The organism is Paenibacillus sp. P32E (assembly GCF_001909085.1).
GTDB classification, from domain to species: Bacteria; Bacillota; Bacilli; order Paenibacillales; family Paenibacillaceae; genus Paenibacillus_AQ; species Paenibacillus_AQ helianthi.
Window position 1 is genome coordinate 260,891 of sequence record NZ_LVYY01000024.1, and the last position, 17,870, is coordinate 278,760.

18 protein-coding genes are annotated in these 17,870 nt (G+C 51.3%); 13 read left to right on the forward strand and 5 right to left on the reverse strand.

The window, feature by feature from the left end:
* Nucleotide 1: 1 nt before the first annotated feature.
* The 6 genes from A3848_RS21000 (at nucleotide 2) to A3848_RS21025 (ending at nucleotide 3,812) form a co-directional block, all read left to right on the forward strand.
* Entirely contained in the window at nucleotides 2-205 is a 204-nt protein-coding gene (locus A3848_RS21000) for a hypothetical protein (protein WP_074086792.1), read from the forward strand.
* A 29-nt stretch (nucleotides 206-234) separates the two neighbouring features.
* A complete protein-coding gene (locus A3848_RS21005; protein WP_074086793.1) occupies nucleotides 235-1,341 on the forward strand; it encodes a GerAB/ArcD/ProY family transporter in 1,107 nt (368 codons plus the stop codon).
* 120 nt (nucleotides 1,342-1,461) lie between these two features.
* Entirely contained in the window at nucleotides 1,462-2,088 is a 627-nt protein-coding gene (locus A3848_RS21010) for a hypothetical protein (protein ID WP_074086794.1), read from the forward strand.
* Between the two features lie 29 nt (nucleotides 2,089-2,117).
* A complete protein-coding gene (locus tag A3848_RS21015) occupies nucleotides 2,118-2,414 on the forward strand; it encodes an antibiotic biosynthesis monooxygenase family protein (RefSeq protein ID WP_074086795.1) in 297 nt (98 codons plus the stop codon).
* A gap of 15 nt (nucleotides 2,415-2,429) precedes the next feature.
* Nucleotides 2,430-3,251, forward strand: coding sequence for a phosphotransferase family protein (locus A3848_RS21020; RefSeq protein WP_074086796.1), 822 nt, complete (start codon nucleotides 2,430-2,432; stop codon nucleotides 3,249-3,251).
* Between the two features lie 15 nt (nucleotides 3,252-3,266).
* Nucleotides 3,267-3,812: a DUF1697 domain-containing protein gene (locus tag A3848_RS21025; protein WP_074086797.1), complete on the forward strand. Its 546-nt coding sequence runs from the start codon at nucleotides 3,267-3,269 to the stop codon at nucleotides 3,810-3,812.
* 35 nt (nucleotides 3,813-3,847) lie between these two features.
* Here A3848_RS21025 and A3848_RS21030 read toward each other — a convergent pair whose 3' ends face one another.
* Nucleotides 3,848-4,564 (reverse strand): AAA family ATPase, encoded by a 717-nt coding sequence (locus tag A3848_RS21030; RefSeq protein WP_256702512.1) that lies wholly within the window; start codon nucleotides 4,562-4,564, stop codon nucleotides 3,848-3,850.
* A gap of 357 nt (nucleotides 4,565-4,921) precedes the next feature.
* Between A3848_RS21030 and A3848_RS21035 the strand changes: the two genes are divergently transcribed.
* The 3 genes from A3848_RS21035 (at nucleotide 4,922) to A3848_RS32440 (ending at nucleotide 8,309) form a co-directional block, all read left to right on the forward strand.
* Nucleotides 4,922-7,054 carry a glycosyltransferase family 39 protein gene (locus tag A3848_RS21035; protein ID WP_074086799.1) on the forward strand — a complete coding sequence of 711 codons (2,133 nt, stop codon included), beginning with the start codon at nucleotides 4,922-4,924 and terminating at the stop codon, nucleotides 7,052-7,054.
* Nucleotides 7,055-7,151: 97 nt separating this feature from the next.
* Complete coding sequence (locus A3848_RS21040; protein WP_074086800.1) at nucleotides 7,152-8,132, forward strand: glycosyltransferase family 2 protein; 981 nt, start codon at nucleotides 7,152-7,154, stop codon at nucleotides 8,130-8,132.
* Nucleotides 8,133-8,309, forward strand: coding sequence for a hypothetical protein (locus A3848_RS32440; RefSeq protein WP_178382050.1), 177 nt, complete (start codon nucleotides 8,133-8,135; stop codon nucleotides 8,307-8,309).
* A 2-nt stretch (nucleotides 8,310-8,311) separates the two neighbouring features.
* On the opposite strand, the gene A3848_RS21045 is transcribed toward A3848_RS32440, so the two are convergent.
* From A3848_RS21045 to A3848_RS21055, 3 genes are all read right to left on the reverse strand, one after another.
* On the reverse strand, nucleotides 8,312-8,878 hold the full coding sequence (locus tag A3848_RS21045; RefSeq protein ID WP_074086801.1) for an FAD-dependent oxidoreductase: 567 nt from the start codon (nucleotides 8,876-8,878) through the stop codon (nucleotides 8,312-8,314).
* Nucleotides 8,879-9,079: 201 nt separating this feature from the next.
* Nucleotides 9,080-10,711 carry a sensor histidine kinase gene (locus A3848_RS21050; protein ID WP_074086802.1) on the reverse strand — a complete coding sequence of 544 codons (1,632 nt, stop codon included), beginning with the start codon at nucleotides 10,709-10,711 and terminating at the stop codon, nucleotides 9,080-9,082.
* A complete protein-coding gene (locus A3848_RS21055; RefSeq protein WP_074086803.1) occupies nucleotides 10,708-11,394 on the reverse strand; it encodes a response regulator transcription factor in 687 nt (228 codons plus the stop codon). Before A3848_RS21055 ends, A3848_RS21050 begins: the two co-directional genes overlap by 4 nt.
* A 470-nt stretch (nucleotides 11,395-11,864) precedes the next feature.
* Here A3848_RS21055 and A3848_RS21060 point away from each other — a divergent pair, with 470 nt between their 5' ends.
* Genes A3848_RS21060 through A3848_RS21070 form a run of 3 tightly spaced genes read left to right on the forward strand, consistent with a single transcriptional unit; the run spans nucleotide 11,865 to nucleotide 16,638 of the window.
* Complete coding sequence (locus tag A3848_RS21060) at nucleotides 11,865-13,028, forward strand: glucose-1-phosphate adenylyltransferase (protein ID WP_074086804.1); 1,164 nt, start codon at nucleotides 11,865-11,867, stop codon at nucleotides 13,026-13,028.
* 24 nt (nucleotides 13,029-13,052) lie between these two features.
* The gene (gene glgD, locus A3848_RS21065; protein ID WP_074086805.1) at nucleotides 13,053-14,156 is read left to right on the forward strand and encodes a glucose-1-phosphate adenylyltransferase subunit GlgD; all 1,104 of its coding nucleotides are present in this window, start codon (nucleotides 13,053-13,055) and stop codon (nucleotides 14,154-14,156) included.
* 49 nt (nucleotides 14,157-14,205) lie between these two features.
* A complete protein-coding gene (locus A3848_RS21070; RefSeq protein ID WP_074086806.1) occupies nucleotides 14,206-16,638 on the forward strand; it encodes a glycogen/starch/alpha-glucan phosphorylase in 2,433 nt (810 codons plus the stop codon).
* A gap of 131 nt (nucleotides 16,639-16,769) precedes the next feature.
* Here the strand turns inward: A3848_RS21070 and A3848_RS21075 are convergent, their stop codons facing one another.
* The gene (locus A3848_RS21075) at nucleotides 16,770-17,249 is read right to left on the reverse strand and encodes a GAF domain-containing protein (protein WP_074086807.1); all 480 of its coding nucleotides are present in this window, start codon (nucleotides 17,247-17,249) and stop codon (nucleotides 16,770-16,772) included.
* 239 nt (nucleotides 17,250-17,488) lie between these two features.
* Here A3848_RS21075 and A3848_RS21080 point away from each other — a divergent pair, with 239 nt between their 5' ends.
* Nucleotides 17,489-17,788 (forward strand): hypothetical protein, encoded by a 300-nt coding sequence (locus A3848_RS21080; RefSeq protein ID WP_074086808.1) that lies wholly within the window; start codon nucleotides 17,489-17,491, stop codon nucleotides 17,786-17,788.
* Nucleotides 17,789-17,870: the final 82 nt, after the last annotated feature.

The window sequence follows — 17,870 nt, forward strand, 5'->3', positions numbered from 1 at the left end:
TATGGTCATTTACCTGCTGCTGATCTATGCTATCATCGTGGTGATTGACCCTTACGGTCTGCTGAAACAAGGGAAGAAGCGGGATTTCTATGTGTGCTCGGCACTGTGCCTTGTGTCCTTCTCTCTGGCCTTTGCCCTGTCCATGCATTGGGACATCCCCAGCCCGTCTCCCACGATCATTTATATGGTTAAGAAGTTGTTCTAGGACCAGACTCTATAAGGGGGGGAGGAAAGATGGGTAAGGAAAATATTCCGGCAGGCCAGGCTATAAGCATAGCGGTCCTCTTTATTATCGGCAGTTCTCTGTTTATGGGGGCTTCAGGACAGTCCGGCAACAGCAGCTGGATTGCTATCATTCTTGCAATGCTGCTGGCCCTTCCGCTTATGTTAATTTATGCCCGGCTACATGTGCTACTTCCGGGCAAGGATCTGTTCGACATGCTAATCCTTGTATTTGGAGCAGTAGCAGGAAGAGTGCTCTCCTGCTTGTATATCTGGTATGCGCTTCATCTGGGCTCGCTGGTACTGCGGAATTTTGGGGAGTTCGGCAAGTCGGTTCCTCTGACTTCAACACCTATGCTGGCCCCCATGCTGATCATTGGCCTGCTATGCGTGTGGGTAGTGAAGGGGGGGATAGAAGTACTGGGGAGGAGTTCCAAGTTCCTGCTGCTGTTTACCTTCGGGGTAATCGTTGTGGTGCAGCTGCTCTCCATCCCCAAGTTTCAATTTCATCATTTATTACCAGTTTTGGATAGTGGGTGGAAGCCTGTGTTTACAGATATGATGGGTTCCTTCACCTTTCCGTTTGCCGAAATTGTGGTGTTCCTGGGTGCTTTTCATGCGTTGCCTCAAAAGGGTTCGGCGGTCAGGATTCTGATCAGCGGCACGTTGATTGCCGGAGTTATTATTCTGTTAGTCACGATTCGCAACCTACTCGTATTGGGGCCGGATCTCTTATCCAGCCTATATTTCCCCTCGTATGTAGCGGTCAGCAGAATCAACATCGGTGATTTCCTGACCCGGATTGAAGGCTCGTCAGCTATTGTTTTTGTCACTACGCTGTTTGTGAAAGTGAGTCTCTGTCTCTATGCCGCCTGTAATGGTGTAGCCAAGGTGTTTAAGCTGAGCAGTTACCGTTCGGTAGTGCTTCAAATGGGCCTCATCATGGTCTATTTCGCGGATTTTATCTATAAAGATATTATGCAGATGGATTATTTTGCCCACCATATCTACAAGATTTATGCATTGCCGTTTCAGGTGGTGATTCCTGTGATCCTGTGGATTGCCGCTGAAATCCTGGCCCGGAAAAAAATCCGTAAGCAGAAAACTGCTCAGAATTAAGGGCAGTGTTGTTCCTGGTGCTTCCATGCTTACAGCATGTTCATTTATATTTCCATCCTTCACGGAAGATAGCTATAATGGGAGGCAGAGAGCTAATTTCTGGCGTAGGAGGAAGCACAGGTGAGTGTATCAAGTATCGTCATGTCCTCGCATTGGGGCAGAGAAGTCAGACATAAATATATTACACAGGAATCGAAGGTGCTCGCGGTAGTATTTCCGGGCAGGAACTACTCCGCTGAACGTTCACTGCTGGATTATGCCTCCAAGCTGGCCAGAGAGTATGGCTGCGATATCCTGTTGCTCGAATATGGCTATCAGAGCGCACGTGCAGAGCTCAAACGTGAGGAAATCGATATTGTAACCGAGGAATGCAAAGCGGCCGTAGCTTCACTTCCAGACTACGAACAGCTGCTCTTCATCAGCAAAAGCATGGGGAGCGTCATTGCCGGAAGAGTGGCGGCAGAGATGAACCTTCAGCAGAAAACCTCGCATTTATATATAACACCAGTTGCCGATTCAATGCCGCTGCTGAGACAAAGCCGGGGCAGCATCATCTACGGTGGCAGCGACCCGACCTTCACAGAGGAGCATGCCGCCGGGCTTAGCGGACAGAAGAATCTCCGGGTGTACCGGATTGACGATGCCAATCATGCGCTCGAAGTAGGCAGTGTCAATGAATCGCTGGCCGTGCTGCTCGTCATCATTAACTTTTATCACGAGTTTTTCCGGGATGCGCTCACAGGCTGAGAATAAATATGCAATAGGGGATGATTGTGATGATTCTGGAAGCTGCTATGCTTCATGTGAAGCCGGGGCTTACCAGCCAGTTCGAACAGAGCTTCAAGGCGGCGTCCGCACTGATTTCTTCCATAGAAGGTTATTTGGGCCATGAGCTGCAGCACTGTCTGGAGGATAATCATAAATATCTGCTGCTCGTGAAGTGGCGCAATCTTGAGGATCACACCATCTCATTCAGGGAATCCAGCCAATATCAGGAATGGAAAGCGCTGCTCCATCATTATTATAGCCCCTTCCCGGTAGTGGAGCATTTCAAGTCTGTTAATCTGGAATAAATTGGGGGAGACGGTATGCAGGGGAAGCGGATTGGGGAAGGAAGAACCGCAGAGGTCCGGGAATATGGAACAGGGAAGATTCTGAAGCTCTATCGTGAGGATATTCCTGCGCACTACGTGGAGCACGAATATGAGATCAGTAAATATGTCTATGAGCATAACGTTCTCACCCCGCAGCCTATGGAGCTTGCTGAGCTTGAGGGGCGTATGGGCATTGTGTTTCAACAAATTCATGGACGCTCCATGCTTAGGCTGATCGGGGAGAAGCCGTGGAAGCTTGCCGAATATGCAAGACAAATGGCTGTGCTCCACCATCATCTTCATAAGCTCCAGGGGGCAGCGGCTTTTGGGAAGCAGAAGGAGAACCTGAAGAGCAGTATTATCGCTGCACCCATGCTCGCTATGGAGGAGAAGACGGCCGTATTGGCCCAATTAGAGCAGCTGCCGGAGGGAGACCGGCTCTTGCACGGGGATTTCCATCCGGACAATGTGCTGCTGGATGGGCAGGCATGGATTATCGACTGGATGACCGGGATTTCCGGCGATCCGGCCGGGGATGCTGCGAGGTCTGTCATTATGCTCAGTATGGGGGCCTTGCCTCCGGGAGCATCACTCGCCACCAGGTTGATTACTGGTTTTATAAGAAAGAGGCTCACGAAAGGGTATATCAGAGAATACCTCAGGTTATCGGGTCTTACTTACGCCGAGGTGAACGCCTGGGTGCTGCCGGTAGCAGCAGCCCGGCTTACGGAAGGCATTCCGCTGGCGGAGAAAGAGCAGCTGGTCCGTGAAATCCGCAGACGTCTAAGATTAGCTCCCGCCGGTAAGGACATTTAGGGAAGAAGGTGCGCTATGAATACATATATTGCCCTGCTGCGCGGCATTAACGTGGGCGGCAACAAAATCATTAAAATGCAGGCTTTGAAGGCAATGTTCGAGTCGCTTGGATATGAACAGGTGCGCACATATATCCAGAGTGGAAATGTGGTTTTTGAAAGCGGGGAATCGGCAGGCGCTAAGCTTGAGGAAACGATCGGTGCGGCGATCCGGGACACCTTTGGTTTCGAGGTCTCTGTGATGATCCGTACGCTTGCGGAACTGGAGGCGGCTATTGCTGCCAACCCTTTTCTGAACCTGTCACAAGAAGATTATAAAAGGTTGTATGTTTCTTTTCTTAGTAAAGCTCCCTCGGAGGAGGCACTGGACAAGCTGATCCCCTACGCCGATGGCGCAGATAAGCTGCGCGTTGCCGGCAAAGAGATGTACACCCTGTATGAGGTGAGTGTAAGCCAGTCTCCGCTGTTCAAGGTTCCGCTCGACAAATGGCTGGGCACATCCATTACCGCACGGAATTGGAATACGGTGAATAAGCTGGCGGCAATCGGGCGGGGGGAATAGCAGGCTGGCATTGAAAGACGGTGCTGGACCTTCTCTCATTCAAACAATGGCTTATGCTTATTGAAAAATTGATAAAAAAACCGCACATTGTCCAGCTCAAACCATTCTGCTGTTTGAAGAGGCCTCGCATCCAGATTATATATTTTTGCATGCAACGTGCCTAGAACAAAAGGGGAATGAGTGGCAATAATAAATTGACTGTCAAAATATCGTGCCAGCTCATTTATTTGTTCTGCCATCCGTATTTGATTAGCAGGAGAAAGTGATGTTTCCGGCTCGTCCAATAAATACAATTGCCCAGGCAGCAGATATTCCTCGAAGAACTGCATGGACGTCTCCCCGTTGGAGTATTTTTCCTGGGAAAATTGAATGTCCTCCAGCTTCTTCCTAAACGCATACGTAGCTTCATATTCTGCCGCCTGAGCCTCGCTCATCCCTTTGTGCCTCTGTTCATTTATGATTCCCTCACGAAGCACGGAAGATTGCTGGATCTTCTTGATCTCATATAGAACATCCTCTGATTTCATATATCGGCTTCCTTTTGGAAGTTGCCTGATTTCACGTTCTTGCTCATCATACCCAAACTGATAGCTGCTCAAATCAAGGAAACGTTGCGCATAGTTAATATGTCCATAGCTTGTCATTCTTTCCGCTCCATGAATGCCCAACTTGTTGGAGATTACATTGAGTAAAGTGGATTTTCCGCTCCCGTTATTGCCATATAGCACCGTAATCCGATCAAACAAAAGCACCTCTCCAGCCACGTGCTTAAATACATAATCAGGGTATATGTTGGGATTCCGATCTGTATAATCAGAAAGCTTAAAGCTTCTTAAATAAATCATTGCCGCACTCCCTTACCTAATTTCATGCTTCATCATTATCCAAATTCAATACTAGGCTTGATGCCCATTGTGGTAATTATATCCTCCCTGGGCCCAATACTGAACCCCACATTGTGGGGCTATTTCTCGTTCCGGTATTCAGCAAACATTCAGCCTGATTTCATTATCAGTTAAGGTAGGGGTGCCATAATACACCTAAGCAAAGCTGTACCGGGGGATAGAGCACTGCCGGAATAGTGTATCGATCGATGGGAGTGGAGAGAAATGAAATGGATAAAAAAGCTGGGTTCCGATGTCGTGCTGCTGGGTATTCTGCTGCTTGCAGCCTTTCTGTATGGCTATGGAATCTGGAATGATCAATACTCAAACACGTACTATACCACAGCAGTAGGAAGTATGCTTCAGAGTTTTCACAACTTTTTCTTTGCCTCGCTGGACTCGGCAGGCTCGGTAACGGTTGATAAGCCGCCTGTGACGTTCTGGATTCAGACACTCAGCGCGCTGATCTTCGGCCTGCACGGCTGGAGCGTGATCCTTCCGCAGGTGCTTAGCGGAATAGGTTCCGTATTGCTGGTATATTTGCTGGTGAAACCAACCTTTGGCCGCACGGCAGCTCGGCTCGCGGCACTGGCAATGGCAACTACACCCGTAGCTGCTGCTGTCAGCAGAACGAATAATATTGATGCCATGCTGGTATTCACGCTTTTGCTTGCAGCATGGTTTCTCTTCAAGGGTACTAAGCACAATAAATGGGGCAGTCTCCTCACAGCGTTTGCCTTGATCGGCGTAGGCTTCAACGAGAAGATGCTGCAGGCATACATGGTGCTTCCGGCATTCTACCTCTTCTATGTTCTGGCTGCGAAGGTGAATTGGAAGAGGAAAACCGGAGTGCTCGCAGCCTGTACCGCAGTGCTGCTGGTGATTTCGCTATCCTGGGCGGTTATCGTGGATTCGATCCCGGCAAGCAAACGGCCTTACATGGGCAGCAGCGGGACGAACTCTGTGCTGAATCTGGCTTTTGGCTATAACGGGGTGTCGCGCTTGACCGGTGACCGCAGTACCGGAGGCGGCGGTGGCGGCTTTCCTGGCGGCGAAATGCCGTCATGGAATGGCGGGGAGATGCCGCCCATGAACGGAGCCGCCGCCCAAGGCAGTCAAGGAATGATGAGTGGTACAGACGGTCAGGCACAGGGACAGCCACCTGGAGGTACAGGAGGCGAACAGACTGACGGAGGCTTGAATGGCCGCGGCCAGGCTGCAGATGACGGCGGGATGCCGGGAGGCAGAATGGACGGCCGAGGCCAGTTTGATTTCGGGCAAAGCGGCCGTGGCGGGATGAATGGCGGGGCAGGAGGAATGTTCAACACAGGTACTGCCGGTCCGCTCCGCTTGTTCCAATCGGCGTTGTCCGGCCAGGCCAGCTGGCTGTTGCCTTTCCTGCTATTCGGCTGCATCGGAATCTTTGCCAGCCTGCGCAGACGGAATTTCACATGGCGGCATACAGAAGCATTGTTCTGGCTGGCCTGGCTGGTGCCGGCTATGGGATTCTTCAGCATCGCCGGATTTTTTCACCAATATTATCTGATTATGATGGCTCCGCCGATTGCGGCACTGGCCGGAGCAGGCTGGCTGCAGCTGTGGACCTATTACAAAGAACGTTCAACCTGGCTGTCCTGGCTGCTTCCAGTGGCGACGCTCGCTACAGCTGTCTTTCAGTGGTACATTATGCATCCTTATGAAGATAAGATCGGAAGCGGCTGGTCCATAGGTGTTCTGGCTGGGGGGATCGCTGTCACTGTTCTGCTGCTCGTACTGCGGGTATGGAAAGGGCAGAAGAAGCCTTTCGTACATGCTGCAGCGGTGATGGGTTTACTGGTGCTGCTGGTCGGACCTATCTACTGGGCACTGACACCTATCACTTACGGAGCAAACAGCATGACTCCGGCGGCTGGACCGGACAGCAGCAGCGGTTTTGGCGGCATGGGTGGTAAAGGAGGAATAGGCGGATTGGGTGGCAGAAATGGCACAGCGGGAGTCAACGACAATCTGCTGACCTATTTGAAAGAGCATAATACCGGTGAGAAGTATCTGTTCGCGGCAATGGATTATGGAACTGCAGGCCCTTATATTATCGATAAAAATGAATCGGTCGTTATTCTAAACGGGTTCAACAACTCGGATGTGCCGTATACCACCGATACACTGAAGGCGCTTGTGGCGAGCGGTAAAGTGAAATATTTCCTTGTCACTACCAGAGGCATGGGCGGCGGTCGCGGGGGCAGCTCTGAAATTACCAACTGGATTACGGAGAATGGAACGGTAGTTCCAACAGCAGAATGGCAGGGAACAGAGACAGGTAATAACGGCGGAACCTTGTACGAAGTGAGTGTTCAGTAGGACGGGGTTTACCAGGCTGTATAGTAAGCGCGTTTTACTTGGTTTTTTGGCAAAAGCGCGCTTTATGACTAGAAATGACATTAAGGAGGAGCTGCTCATGAGTACGCACGTGCGCTATTCCATAATCATACCGATGTACAATGAAGAGGCAGTTATTCAGGAAACCTACCGGCGGATAAAAAAGGTAATGGAAACGACAGGAGAGGATTACGAGCTGCTGTTCGTCAATGACGGAAGCACGGATAATTGTGCGCAGATGATTGAGGAATACAGCTATTGGGATGAGAGCGTGAAGCTGATTGATTTCTCCCGCAACTTTGGTCATCAGATTGCCATTACCGCGGGTATGGATTATGCGCTGGGGGATGCGGTAGTCATCATCGACGCTGATCTGCAGGACCCGCCGGAGCTGATTCTGGATATGATCCGGGAATGGAACAACGGCTATGAGGTTGTATATGCCAAACGGGTGAAGCGCAACGGGGAGTCTCTGTTTAAAAAGTGGACAGCAAGCCTCTTTTACCGGGTGCTGCGGTATTCCACGGACATCTCTATCCCGGTGGACACCGGCGATTTCCGGCTGATCGACCGCAAGGTATGCGAGGAACTGAAACGGCTGCCGGAGAAAAACCGCTTCGTTCGCGGACTGGTCAGCTGGGTCGGCTTCCGGCAGAAGGCTATCGAATATGAGCGTGATGAACGGCTGGCAGGTGAAACGAAATACCCGCTGAAGCGCATGATCAAGCTGTCACTGGATGGGATCACCTCCTTTTCCTACAAGCCGCTGAAGCTGGCGGGCTATCTGGGAGGGCTGCTGTCGGCTGCCGGATTTCTGTACCTTATGTATGTGCTGTACCTGGCACTGTTTACGGACGCAGCCGTTAAGGGCTGGGCATCGATGATCGGCATTACCTTGACATTCAACGGATTTGTACTGATTATGCTGGGTATTCTGGGTGAGTATGTGGGCCGGATCTATGACGAAACGAAGAGACGCCCGCTCTATATTGTCCAGGACTTTTACAGCGGCAAGCAGCAAGGTGCAGTCGAGCAAAGGGTGGCGCAGCTTCATAAATAGTTGGGATGGTGCAAAGGTCTTGTCCGTCCGGCAGGTTCCCGGTGCAGGGGCAAACGGCCGGGTTCGCTGACGGCAAGGCTGAATCCAGTGGATAGAGCACCGACGTCCAAAAAGGCCAGCCGGATGTATCTCTGGCTGGCCTTAACTGGCCTGAAGCTCTTTCGTGTCGAACAGTAAGTTTAAGCCTTCAGCAGATCATGGTCCACATATCTTGCACCGTTCAGTTCACTGATAATATTAATAGCAACCTTCGCACCGTCTCCGGCAGTAATAATGGCATGAACGCTTACTCCGGCTACCGTACCGGCAGCCCAAATACCTTCGACATTGGTTTTGCCTTCAGCATTCACGGCTACAACGGTCTTGATTCTTGGTTCTGTGCCGTCCTTCGTGTCTACACCGGCTTTGGCGGCCAGATCCGTCAGCACACCCGTTGCCAGGATTACGTGCTTCGCTTCATAGGTAGCGCCGCTCTCACTCTCAATGACAAAGCCCTCGCCGGCTGTAGTGAGGTTCACCGCTTGGTCTGCTACTAATTCCGCACCGAATTTTACAGCCTGCTTATGACCGGTTTCCACGAGCTCGGGCCCGCCAATTTCAGCAATCCCATAGTAATTCTCATACCAGCCTCTGCGCGTCATGCCTTTATCGTTGTCGATTAACAGCGTTTTTTTGCCCGCCTTGGCGGCGAACAGGGCTGCACTTGCACCGGCAGGGCCGGCCCCGATGATGGCGATTTCGTACATAACATAACCTCCTAAAAGTTTTGTGAGCCTACACATCATCCGAACCGCTCCGTACAAAACTCACTTCGGAAGCATAGGCTTTAAGTTTTGTGAGCCTACACATCATCCGAACCGCTCCGTACAAAACTCACTTCGGAAGCATAGGCCTTAAGTTTTGTGAGCGTCTCACTTACTATTATAACGTTAATGATTCTTCATTAGCTAATCTGTGAAGCATGGAAGGGTAACCTTGAAGGAGGTTCCTTCACCGGGGCGGCTGTCGATACGGATGTCGCCGTGATGTGCATCCACAATGGATTTGGTTATGGAGAGTCCGAGTCCGGAGCCGCCGTATTTACGGGTGCGTGAAGAATCACTTCGGTAGAATCTTTCAAATACATGGGGAATATGCTCTGCCGCGATCCCGGAGCCATTATCTCTCACGGTCAGTTCGGCTTCTGTGCCCCGGGCAACCAGGCCAACATGTATATTTCCCTCTTCAGCATCGGTATGTTGTACAGCATTGTGGAATAGATTAAGAATCACCTGCTTCAGCTTGTCGGGATCATACATGCCGCAGATGCCGTGAGGGATCCCAAAGGTAACCCTGCGGTCTCCGGCAAGCATGAGGAGCTGCGGCTGCATCTCGGTGATCACATCTCCCAGCATCATTTTTTTGATGTTAAGCTGCGGCGCTCCGTCCATGCGGGCCAGGAGGAGCAGATCCTCTACCAGCTTATTGATCCGTTTCGATTCTCCGTGCATGCTTCTTAGCGCATTCATGAGCTGTTCCTTGTTATCTGCAGCTCCTCGCAGCAGCACCTCCAGAAATCCATGGATGGACGTTAGCGGGGTCCTAAGCTCGTGGGAGGCATCAGCGGCAAAACGCCGCATTTGCTCTTTGGCTTCACGCTCACCTTGAAAAGAAATCTCCAGCCGCTCCAGCATTCCGTTGAATGAGCGGGACAGCTTGTCGATCTCTGTCTGTCCCTGGTTGACGGGGAACCGCTCGCTCAAATTGCCTGCATCGATAATCTGTGCGGCTTCCCCCATGTTGGATAAGGGGACCAGCGTTTTGCGCAGGGCTGGCAGGTACAGGAGAAGCCCAGCCAGCAGGGCTGCAACCGACAAGGCTGCAAAAATCAGCAGCTGCTGCATGATCACATCCTTCAGCGGGCCTGTGCCCACACTCATCTGCAGCAGCATCCGGGACTCCTGGGGTTTGCCAAGATTCATGAATACGGCCAGATGCTCACTGCCGTCCGGTGCGGTAATGAGCCGGTAGCTGCCGGTAGCCTTGTCGGTGGTGTGCTTCAGCAAATTATTGTACTCTGCATCGGATAATCTGGGAGCGGAGGAATCAGACAGGGTCTCCTCCTGGAAATCCTTGAACCCTCCGCTCGTGCTGTAAATCGCGAGGGTCGTATGGGCGTCCAGCAGAAGCGGACGCCGGTTGGCAGCGTTACGCATATTGCCGGGGATGAAAGTGCCGCTGCCTTCAGGGACTCCAATACCGCCCGAGCTGCCGTTTACAGGCGGCAGCCCGGGAGTTGGCGTACCAGTGCTGCCACTAATACCGCTGCCTGGTTCTCCGCTGGTTGTCCCGGATCCATTCTCACCGTTGTTATTAAAAGCCAGCGAGTTAAAAAAAATCTCACGCGGCACCGAACGGATCTGGGTTTCCATGGATTCCGCCCGGTTGGTGTAGATGAAATCACGCATAAGTACATACTGAAGCACACCGATTAAGAGCAGCAGGGCGGAGAGAATCAGCAGTGAAATGATCAGCAGCTGCTTGCGCAAGGAGCGCGGCGCGGGGAGCCTGCCGAAAAGGCCCTTGGCACGGGCAATCATACCAGATCCACCCGATAACCCGCACCGCGAAGCGTGCGTATGATCCGGTGTTCTTTGTCGCCCAGTTTCTCGCGGAGGGAACGGATGTAGACCTCTACGATATTCTCCTCACCGCCGAAATCATAGCCCCATACCTTATCGAGAATCATCGGTTTGCTCAGCACCAGACCATGATTGATGACCAGGTATTGCAGCAGCTCGTATTCGGTAGGGGACAGCTCCAGTACCTCGTCCTTGTGGCGGATTTCCTTGCGCCGGCCATCGATCCGGAATGGTCCGCAGCGCACTTCGCCGAGCAGTCCCGGGAACTGGTTCCGCAGACGTGCCTGAATCCGGGCCAGCAGCTCTTCGAAGCTGAACGGCTTGACCATATAATCGTCAGCCCCAATGGACAGACCCTTAACACGGTCATCCACTTCATCTTTGGCTGTAAGCATGATTACCGCAAGCTCTGATTCCTCCGAACGGAGATAGCGGCAGAGCTCGAACCCGTCCATCCCCGGCATCATCACATCCAGAATGGCCACATGGGGCTTGAATTCCGCAGCAACCGCAATGGCACTAACCCCGTCCGGAGCGGTTCTTACTTCAAAGCCCTCATTGTTCAGGCCCAGCTCCAGGAACTGGAGAATATGAGGCTCATCATCCACGAGCAGCAATCGTACACCTTGGGCAGCCTTCATGCATTGTTCCTCCACATCGGTAATCGTTAGCTACATTATGACATATCAGAATGAAAGTTTGCTGAAGATGGAAACATTAAATTAGGAAAGGATTCGAAAATAGTCTTTCAGGGTTAATCATAATGGTTAATCTAATTATACGGAGATATTAATGCTATTAATAAGAAGTTTAGTCAGAATATAAATAGTTTTTGAACGGGACGATAAAGGGTTTTGACGGCGGCTATAGAACACTTTACAATAAGGATACCACCCGGCCTAAAGAGTCTTTCCGTGGCAGGAAATAAGTCCCAATTCTATGTGTTTTCCCCGTTTCTGACCTTATCTTATTCCTTTGAAGCACGTCTCTTTCGCTACACTTCTTTCTGGAGTTTCTATTGCTGCACTGGGTTAAATCTACGCTGTACTATTCATCATCCAACCTTTTTGATTACATGCTTCACTACCCATAAGTTAAGGGAGGCTCTTCCATGAAGAAAAAAGAAATGGTAGCCATGTTATTGGCGGGAGGCCAAGGGAAAAGATTAAAGGGATTGACCAAGTCGCTCGCAAAGCCCGCTGTTTATTTTGGGGGGACCTACCGGATTATTGATTTCCCTTTGAGCAACTGCTCCAATTCGGGAATTGATACTGTCGGTGTGCTGACGCAGTATGAACCGCTTGTGCTTCATTCATACATCGGAGTAGGCAGCGATTGGGACTTGAACCGCAAGGACGGCGGGGTATTTGTCTTACCGCCGCATGAACGGGAGAACGGGAGCAGCTGGTACCGTGGCACAGCAGATGCCATTTACCGCAATCTGAAGTTTGTGGATCAATTCGATCCGGAGCATGTGCTGATTCTGTCGGGAGACCATATCTACAAGATGGACTATTATGCGATGCTTCAGTACCACAAGGCCAGAAATGCCGACTGCACCATATCGGTTATCGATGTTCCGCTGGAGGAAGCCAGCCGGTTTGGCATACTGAATACGGATGAGGATCTTAAAATTTATGAATTTGACGAGAAGCCGGCGAAGCCGAAAAGTACACTGGCTTCTATGGGTGTCTATATTTTCAAATGGGAGGTGCTCCGCAAGCATCTCCTGGAGGACGGAGAGAACGCCGGCTCGTCCCATGACTTTGGCAAGGATATTATTCCGCTCATGCTGGCTGATGGCCAATCCCTCTTTGCGTATCCTTTTGAAGGGTACTGGAGAGATGTAGGTACTATAACCAGCCTGTGGGAAGCGAACATGGATCTGCTGAGCGATACTCCGCCTCTGAATCTGAACGATCCGAACTGGCGTATCTTCACCCGCAACCCGAACCAGCCGGCACAATATGTAGCTCCTGGAGCGAAGGTGTCGGGCTGCATCATTAATGAAGGCTGCATTGTCCACGGAGAAGTGAAGCATTCAGTACTCTTTTACGGCGTGGAAGTGGGTGAAGGCAGTGTGATTACGGACTCTGTCATCATGCCAAAGGTCAAGATCGGGAAGAATGTAAGAATTCACAAGGCCATTATCAGTGAGAATACGGTCATTGAAGATTACATGGAGATCGGGATTGAGCGGGAGGATGAGGAAGAAATTCTGCTGATCGACAATCGAAGCAAAAAGCGCAAATCCGTTGCAGCCAAAACCATATAATCAGCAGAGGACGGGGGGATTTCGATGAAAGAACTCATGGGTGTCATCAATCTTGACCATGAATTGGACCAATTAAACGAGCTGACCTATTTCCGCTGCGGCGCGGCGGTGCCTTTTGCCAGCCGCTACCGGCTGATCGACTTTGTTCTCTCCAACATGATGCGTGCGGAGCTGGAGAGCGTGGGGCTGTTTGTCCGCCGTAAATACCGTTCGCTGATGGACCATCTCGGCGACGGCAAATCGTGGGATATGAACCGCAAGCACGGGGGCCTGTTCATTCTGCCGCCTGACTGGAATGATCCGACAGATACTTCCCTGGGGGATTTGCAGCATTATCACAACAATCTTGATTTCTTCAAACGGGCTGCGGCCAAATATATTGTGTTCTCCGGCAGCCAGCACATCAACACCGTCGATTTCCAGGATGTGTTTCAATATCATATGGAGAAGGGTGCCGATGTCACGCTGGTTTACAAGAAAATTGACATCCTTAAGCCGGAGCACGATCCCTGTCTGCGGGTTGATGTAGACGAGGACAGTAATGTGACGGAGATCCATCAGGAGAAGGATCATCATAACGTCTATCTGGATATTTTTATTATGGAAAAAAAGCTGTTTCTGGAGCAGGTGGAATATTGCATTGCGCATGGGGAGAGCTACTTTTTCCGTGACGCCATTCAGAAGAACCGCCACAAGTTCAAGATTGCCGCTTATGAATATACAGGCTATCATGCCGTAATCAACTCTCTGGAGAGTTATTACAAGAACAGTCTGGAGCTGCTGCAGCAGGATAATTATTTCGGACTCTTCAAAGAGAACCCGGTTCAGACGAAAATAAAATATGAAGCTCCTACCCGCTATCTGGACAGCGCGGAGGTCAGCAATTCGCTGGTGGCCAATGGTTGCATTATTGCGGGGACCGTGGAGAACAGCGTGATTTTCCGGGGGGTGCAGGTCCGCAAGGGCGCGCGCATCATTAATTCGGTGATTATGCAGAAATGTGTCATCGAAGAGAATGCCGTGATTGAGAATGTCATTATGGATAAAGACGTGCAACTAAGCAAGGACCGGATACTTGTCGGGGACAGCAGACGTCCATTTGTGATTGTCAAGAGCAGTAAGATTTAACCGTGAGGCCATTCTTTTAAAAAAAGCATTTGTCAGGAGGAACCTGCTGTTGTTCAACGATAAAGAGACTTTTAAACAAGTGTTCCGCGAGACACTCATCGGGAAATTGGGCAAGCCGCTGGAGGAAGCATCGAACGCCGACATCTACAACATTCTCGGCAACATGATCCGTGAAAATGCGGGTAAGAACTGGGCGGATACCAACCAGAAGTTCAAAGCCGATAAGGATAAGCAGGTATACTATTTTTCCATGGAGTTTCTAATCGGCAGACTTCTCGGCAATAACCTCCTTAATATGGGCGTGCTTGAGGTTGTACGTGACGGACTTACGGATTTGGGGTTCTGCCTTCGGGATGTGGAAGAGGAGGAAGCGGACGCGGGCCTCGGCAATGGCGGTCTGGGCCGTCTGGCGGCATGCTTCCTGGATTCACTGGCCTCCCTGCAGTATGCAGGGCACGGCTGTGGCATACGTTACAAATACGGCCTGTTCGAGCAAAAAATCGTTGACGGGTATCAGGTGGAACTGCCCGATTACTGGCTGCAGAATGATAATGTATGGGAAGTGCGGCGGGAAGACAAGCAGGTAGAGGTGCGGTTCTGGGGCCATATCGAGACCCGTGAGGAGAACGGTGAGCTGGCCTTCGAGCATAAGGACTATGAAGCGGTGCGCGCGGTTCCTTACGATGTGCCAGTTATCGGTGCAGACTGCAGGCATGTGAACACACTACGCAACTGGAGCGCAGAGTCCATCGCCCAGCCTTCACGGATGTTCGGTTCTCTGGCCGGAAGTGATTACCACAAGTATCTGGAATACAAGCGTTCGGTAGAGTCGATCTCCGAGTTTCTGTATCCGGATGACTCGCAGTATGAAGGCAAGCTGCTCCGGCTGAAGCAGCAGTACTTCCTGTGCAGCGCGGGGTTACAGAGTATTCTGCGGACGTACAGCAAGAACGGGCTTGGCATTGAATCACTGCCGGACAAAGTGGCCCTGCATATCAATGATACGCATCCTACACTGGTTATCCCGGAGCTGATGCGGATTCTGATGGATGTGCACGGACTCGGCTGGGAGCAGTCCTGGAGTATCACCACCCGCATGGTCTCCTATACGAACCATACCATTCTAAGCGAAGCGCTGGAAAAATGGCCGATCAGCATGGTACGGGAGCTCCTGCCGCGTATCTTCCTCATTATCGAGGAGATTAACGCCCGCTTCTGCGGTGAGCTGATGAGTAAATATCCGGGGGATCAGAACCGGATTAATCAAATGGCAATCATTCATGATGATCAGGTGCGCATGGCCCATCTGGCGATCGTAGCCAGCCATAGCGTTAATGGTGTGGCGGCTCTGCATACAGAGATACTGCAGAAGCGCGAAATGCGTCTGTTCAATGAGATGTATCCGCACCGCTTCAATAACAAGACAAACGGCATCACCCACCGGCGGTGGTTACTTCATGCGAACCCGGAGCTGGCCGGACTGATTACTGAATCGATCGGTTCGCGTTGGGTTCATCATCCGCAGGAAATGATTGGCCTGATCAAATACAGTGAGGATGCTTCCTTCCAGGAGCAGGTGGCCGGAATCAAGCGCCGCAACAAGCAGCGCCTCTCTGAATATATTTTCAGCAAGCATGGCGTTCAGGTAGATCCGGACTCGATCTTCGATGTGCAGGTTAAGCGTCTGCATGCATACAAGCGCCAATTGCTGAATGTGCTTCATATCATGCACTTGTACAATCAGCTCAAGGATAACCCTTCCATGGACATAGTGCCGCGCACCTTTATCTTCGGTGCCAAAGCAGCGCCAAGCTATCACCTGGCGAAGCGCATCATTAAGCTGATCAACACGGTAGCCGATGTCGTCAATAAAGACCCGCAGATCAAGGGCAAGATCCATATTTTCTTCCTCGAAAATTATTCGGTGTCCCTGGCGGAGAAGATTATTCCGGCTGCTGATGTTAGTGAACAGATCTCTACCGCCAGCAAGGAAGCCTCCGGTACCGGGAACATGAAGTTCATGATGAACGGTGCGCTAACCGTCGGAACGATGGATGGGGCGAACGTGGAGATGCATGAAATGGTCGGGGATAACAACATGTTCCTGTTTGGTCTTCGTGCGGAGCAGGTTATGGATTACTACCAATACGGCGGTTACCATGCACGTGATATTTACAACGGCGACAGCCGGGTGAAGGAAGTGCTGGATCAGCTCGTGACCCCTGGGCCTATTTGCTGCAATACCCAGGAATTCGATACGCTGTATCAGTCGCTTCTGGACAATAACGATGAGTTTTTTGTGCTTAAGGATTTCGCTTCCTATGTGGAGACCCATGTCAATATTGACTTGGCGTACCGCAACCAGAAGGAATGGCTGAAGAAATCCATTATCAATATTGGACATTCCGGCAAATTCTCCAGCGACAATACCATTGCCCGCTATGCATCCGAGATCTGGAATATCAGTCCGGTGCGCCTGTAGGCAGAGCCCGACTGAATAAACTGGAGTGCGGGAAGAGAGGATTCTCTCCAGCACCCCGGCAGCAAAAAGACCTTCACCAGCGCAGATTATTCTGCGGCGGTGAAGGTCTCTTTGTCTGATTACGGAGCGTATCAGATGACGTCGGCAACCAGTGTGGCGAACCGTTCCAGGAAACGGCGTTCCTCATCATCAAAACGGTGCTTGATAGGGCTGTCAATATCAAGCACCCCCAGCAAGCGTTCGCCTTGAACCAGCGGGACGACGATCTCGCTGTTTGAAGCCTCATCACAGGCGATATGCCCAGGGAAGGCATGTACATCACCAACGACCAGCGTACGGCGCTCGCTGGCGGCCGTACCGCACACCCCCTTGCCCAGCGGAATGCGGAGGCAGGCCGGCAATCCCTGGAACGGTCCGAGGACCAGCTCCTTGCCGTCGAATAAATAGAAGCCGGCCCAATTGGTATCCGGCAGAGAGTACTTAAGCAGTGCGGAGGCGTTGGCCAGATTGGCAATGGCATTCGGCTCGCCTTCCATCAGTGCACCGAGCTGGCTGAGAACCGATTCAAACCTCTCGCTGCGTGTGCCATCATAGGGCATGGCTTGAAACATGAAGCATCACCTTCCTGTACGATAAATCAGCATAAATCCATAACTGTAACTAACAACATAGTACAGCCCGGCGGGATACGTCAAGCATTCCTGGGATATTGACGGATTGTTTGAATTTTACATCAGCGGCTCAGTGGGAAGGAACGCCCGGTTACCATATCTGGTTGATGTTTCCGATCTCTCTCCCCAGGGTAATGCAGTTATAAATACCGAAGGCTTCTGGCCGGAAGGAGTGGGATATGCGCGCCGATGTACAGAACTTGTTCATAGGAATCCATATGTTGTATTGTGCACATGAGAAGGATCTGACACTGGCAGAGATGCTGCCGGAGCTGGAGAATCTGGGGTACCGGGTGGCAGAACGTGAAGTGAAGCAGGAGCTGGAGCGGCTCTCCCAGGAGAATTTCCTGACTGCCCATGGGGAGGCTTACAGTCTTACCGGAACGGGAATTGAGGAGTTCAAGGCGATCCAGCAGAAGCTTCAGGTGCTGTGCACCGAAGTTCTTAAGCCAGTCCGAGCAGCAGGTGCGTCCGGATAGCTCCCGGCCGTTACAATTAGATAACGACAGCGTCTGTTGCGGGTGGTAAGCACCCATGACAGGCGCTATTTTAAATTCTACG

Bases quoted from the DNA above. Each gene is read 5' to 3' on its own strand.
- A3848_RS21000 (WP_074086792.1), top strand. From the start codon at position 2: ATGGTCATTTACCTGCTGCTGATCTATGCTATCATCGTGGTGATTGAC.
- A3848_RS21005 (WP_074086793.1), top strand. From the start codon at position 235: ATGGGTAAGGAAAATATTCCGGCAGGCCAGGCTATAAGCATAGCGGTC.
- A3848_RS21015 (WP_074086795.1), top strand. From the start codon at position 2,118: ATGATTCTGGAAGCTGCTATGCTTCATGTGAAGCCGGGGCTTACCAGC.
- A3848_RS21020 (WP_074086796.1), top strand. From the start codon at position 2,430: ATGCAGGGGAAGCGGATTGGGGAAGGAAGAACCGCAGAGGTCCGGGAA.
- A3848_RS21025 (WP_074086797.1), top strand. From the start codon at position 3,267: ATGAATACATATATTGCCCTGCTGCGCGGCATTAACGTGGGCGGCAAC.
- A3848_RS21035 (WP_074086799.1), top strand. From the start codon at position 4,922: ATGAAATGGATAAAAAAGCTGGGTTCCGATGTCGTGCTGCTGGGTATT.
- A3848_RS21040 (WP_074086800.1), top strand. From the start codon at position 7,152: ATGAGTACGCACGTGCGCTATTCCATAATCATACCGATGTACAATGAA.
- A3848_RS21045 (WP_074086801.1), bottom strand. From the start codon at position 8,878: ATGTACGAAATCGCCATCATCGGGGCCGGCCCTGCCGGTGCAAGTGCA.
- A3848_RS21050 (WP_074086802.1), bottom strand. From the start codon at position 10,711: ATGATTGCCCGTGCCAAGGGCCTTTTCGGCAGGCTCCCCGCGCCGCGC.
- A3848_RS21055 (WP_074086803.1), bottom strand. From the start codon at position 11,394: ATGAAGGCTGCCCAAGGTGTACGATTGCTGCTCGTGGATGATGAGCCT.
- A3848_RS21060 (WP_074086804.1), top strand. From the start codon at position 11,865: ATGAAGAAAAAAGAAATGGTAGCCATGTTATTGGCGGGAGGCCAAGGG.
- glgD (WP_074086805.1), top strand. From the start codon at position 13,053: ATGAAAGAACTCATGGGTGTCATCAATCTTGACCATGAATTGGACCAA.
- A3848_RS21075 (WP_074086807.1), bottom strand. From the start codon at position 17,249: ATGTTTCAAGCCATGCCCTATGATGGCACACGCAGCGAGAGGTTTGAA.
- A3848_RS21080 (WP_074086808.1), top strand. From the start codon at position 17,489: ATGCGCGCCGATGTACAGAACTTGTTCATAGGAATCCATATGTTGTAT.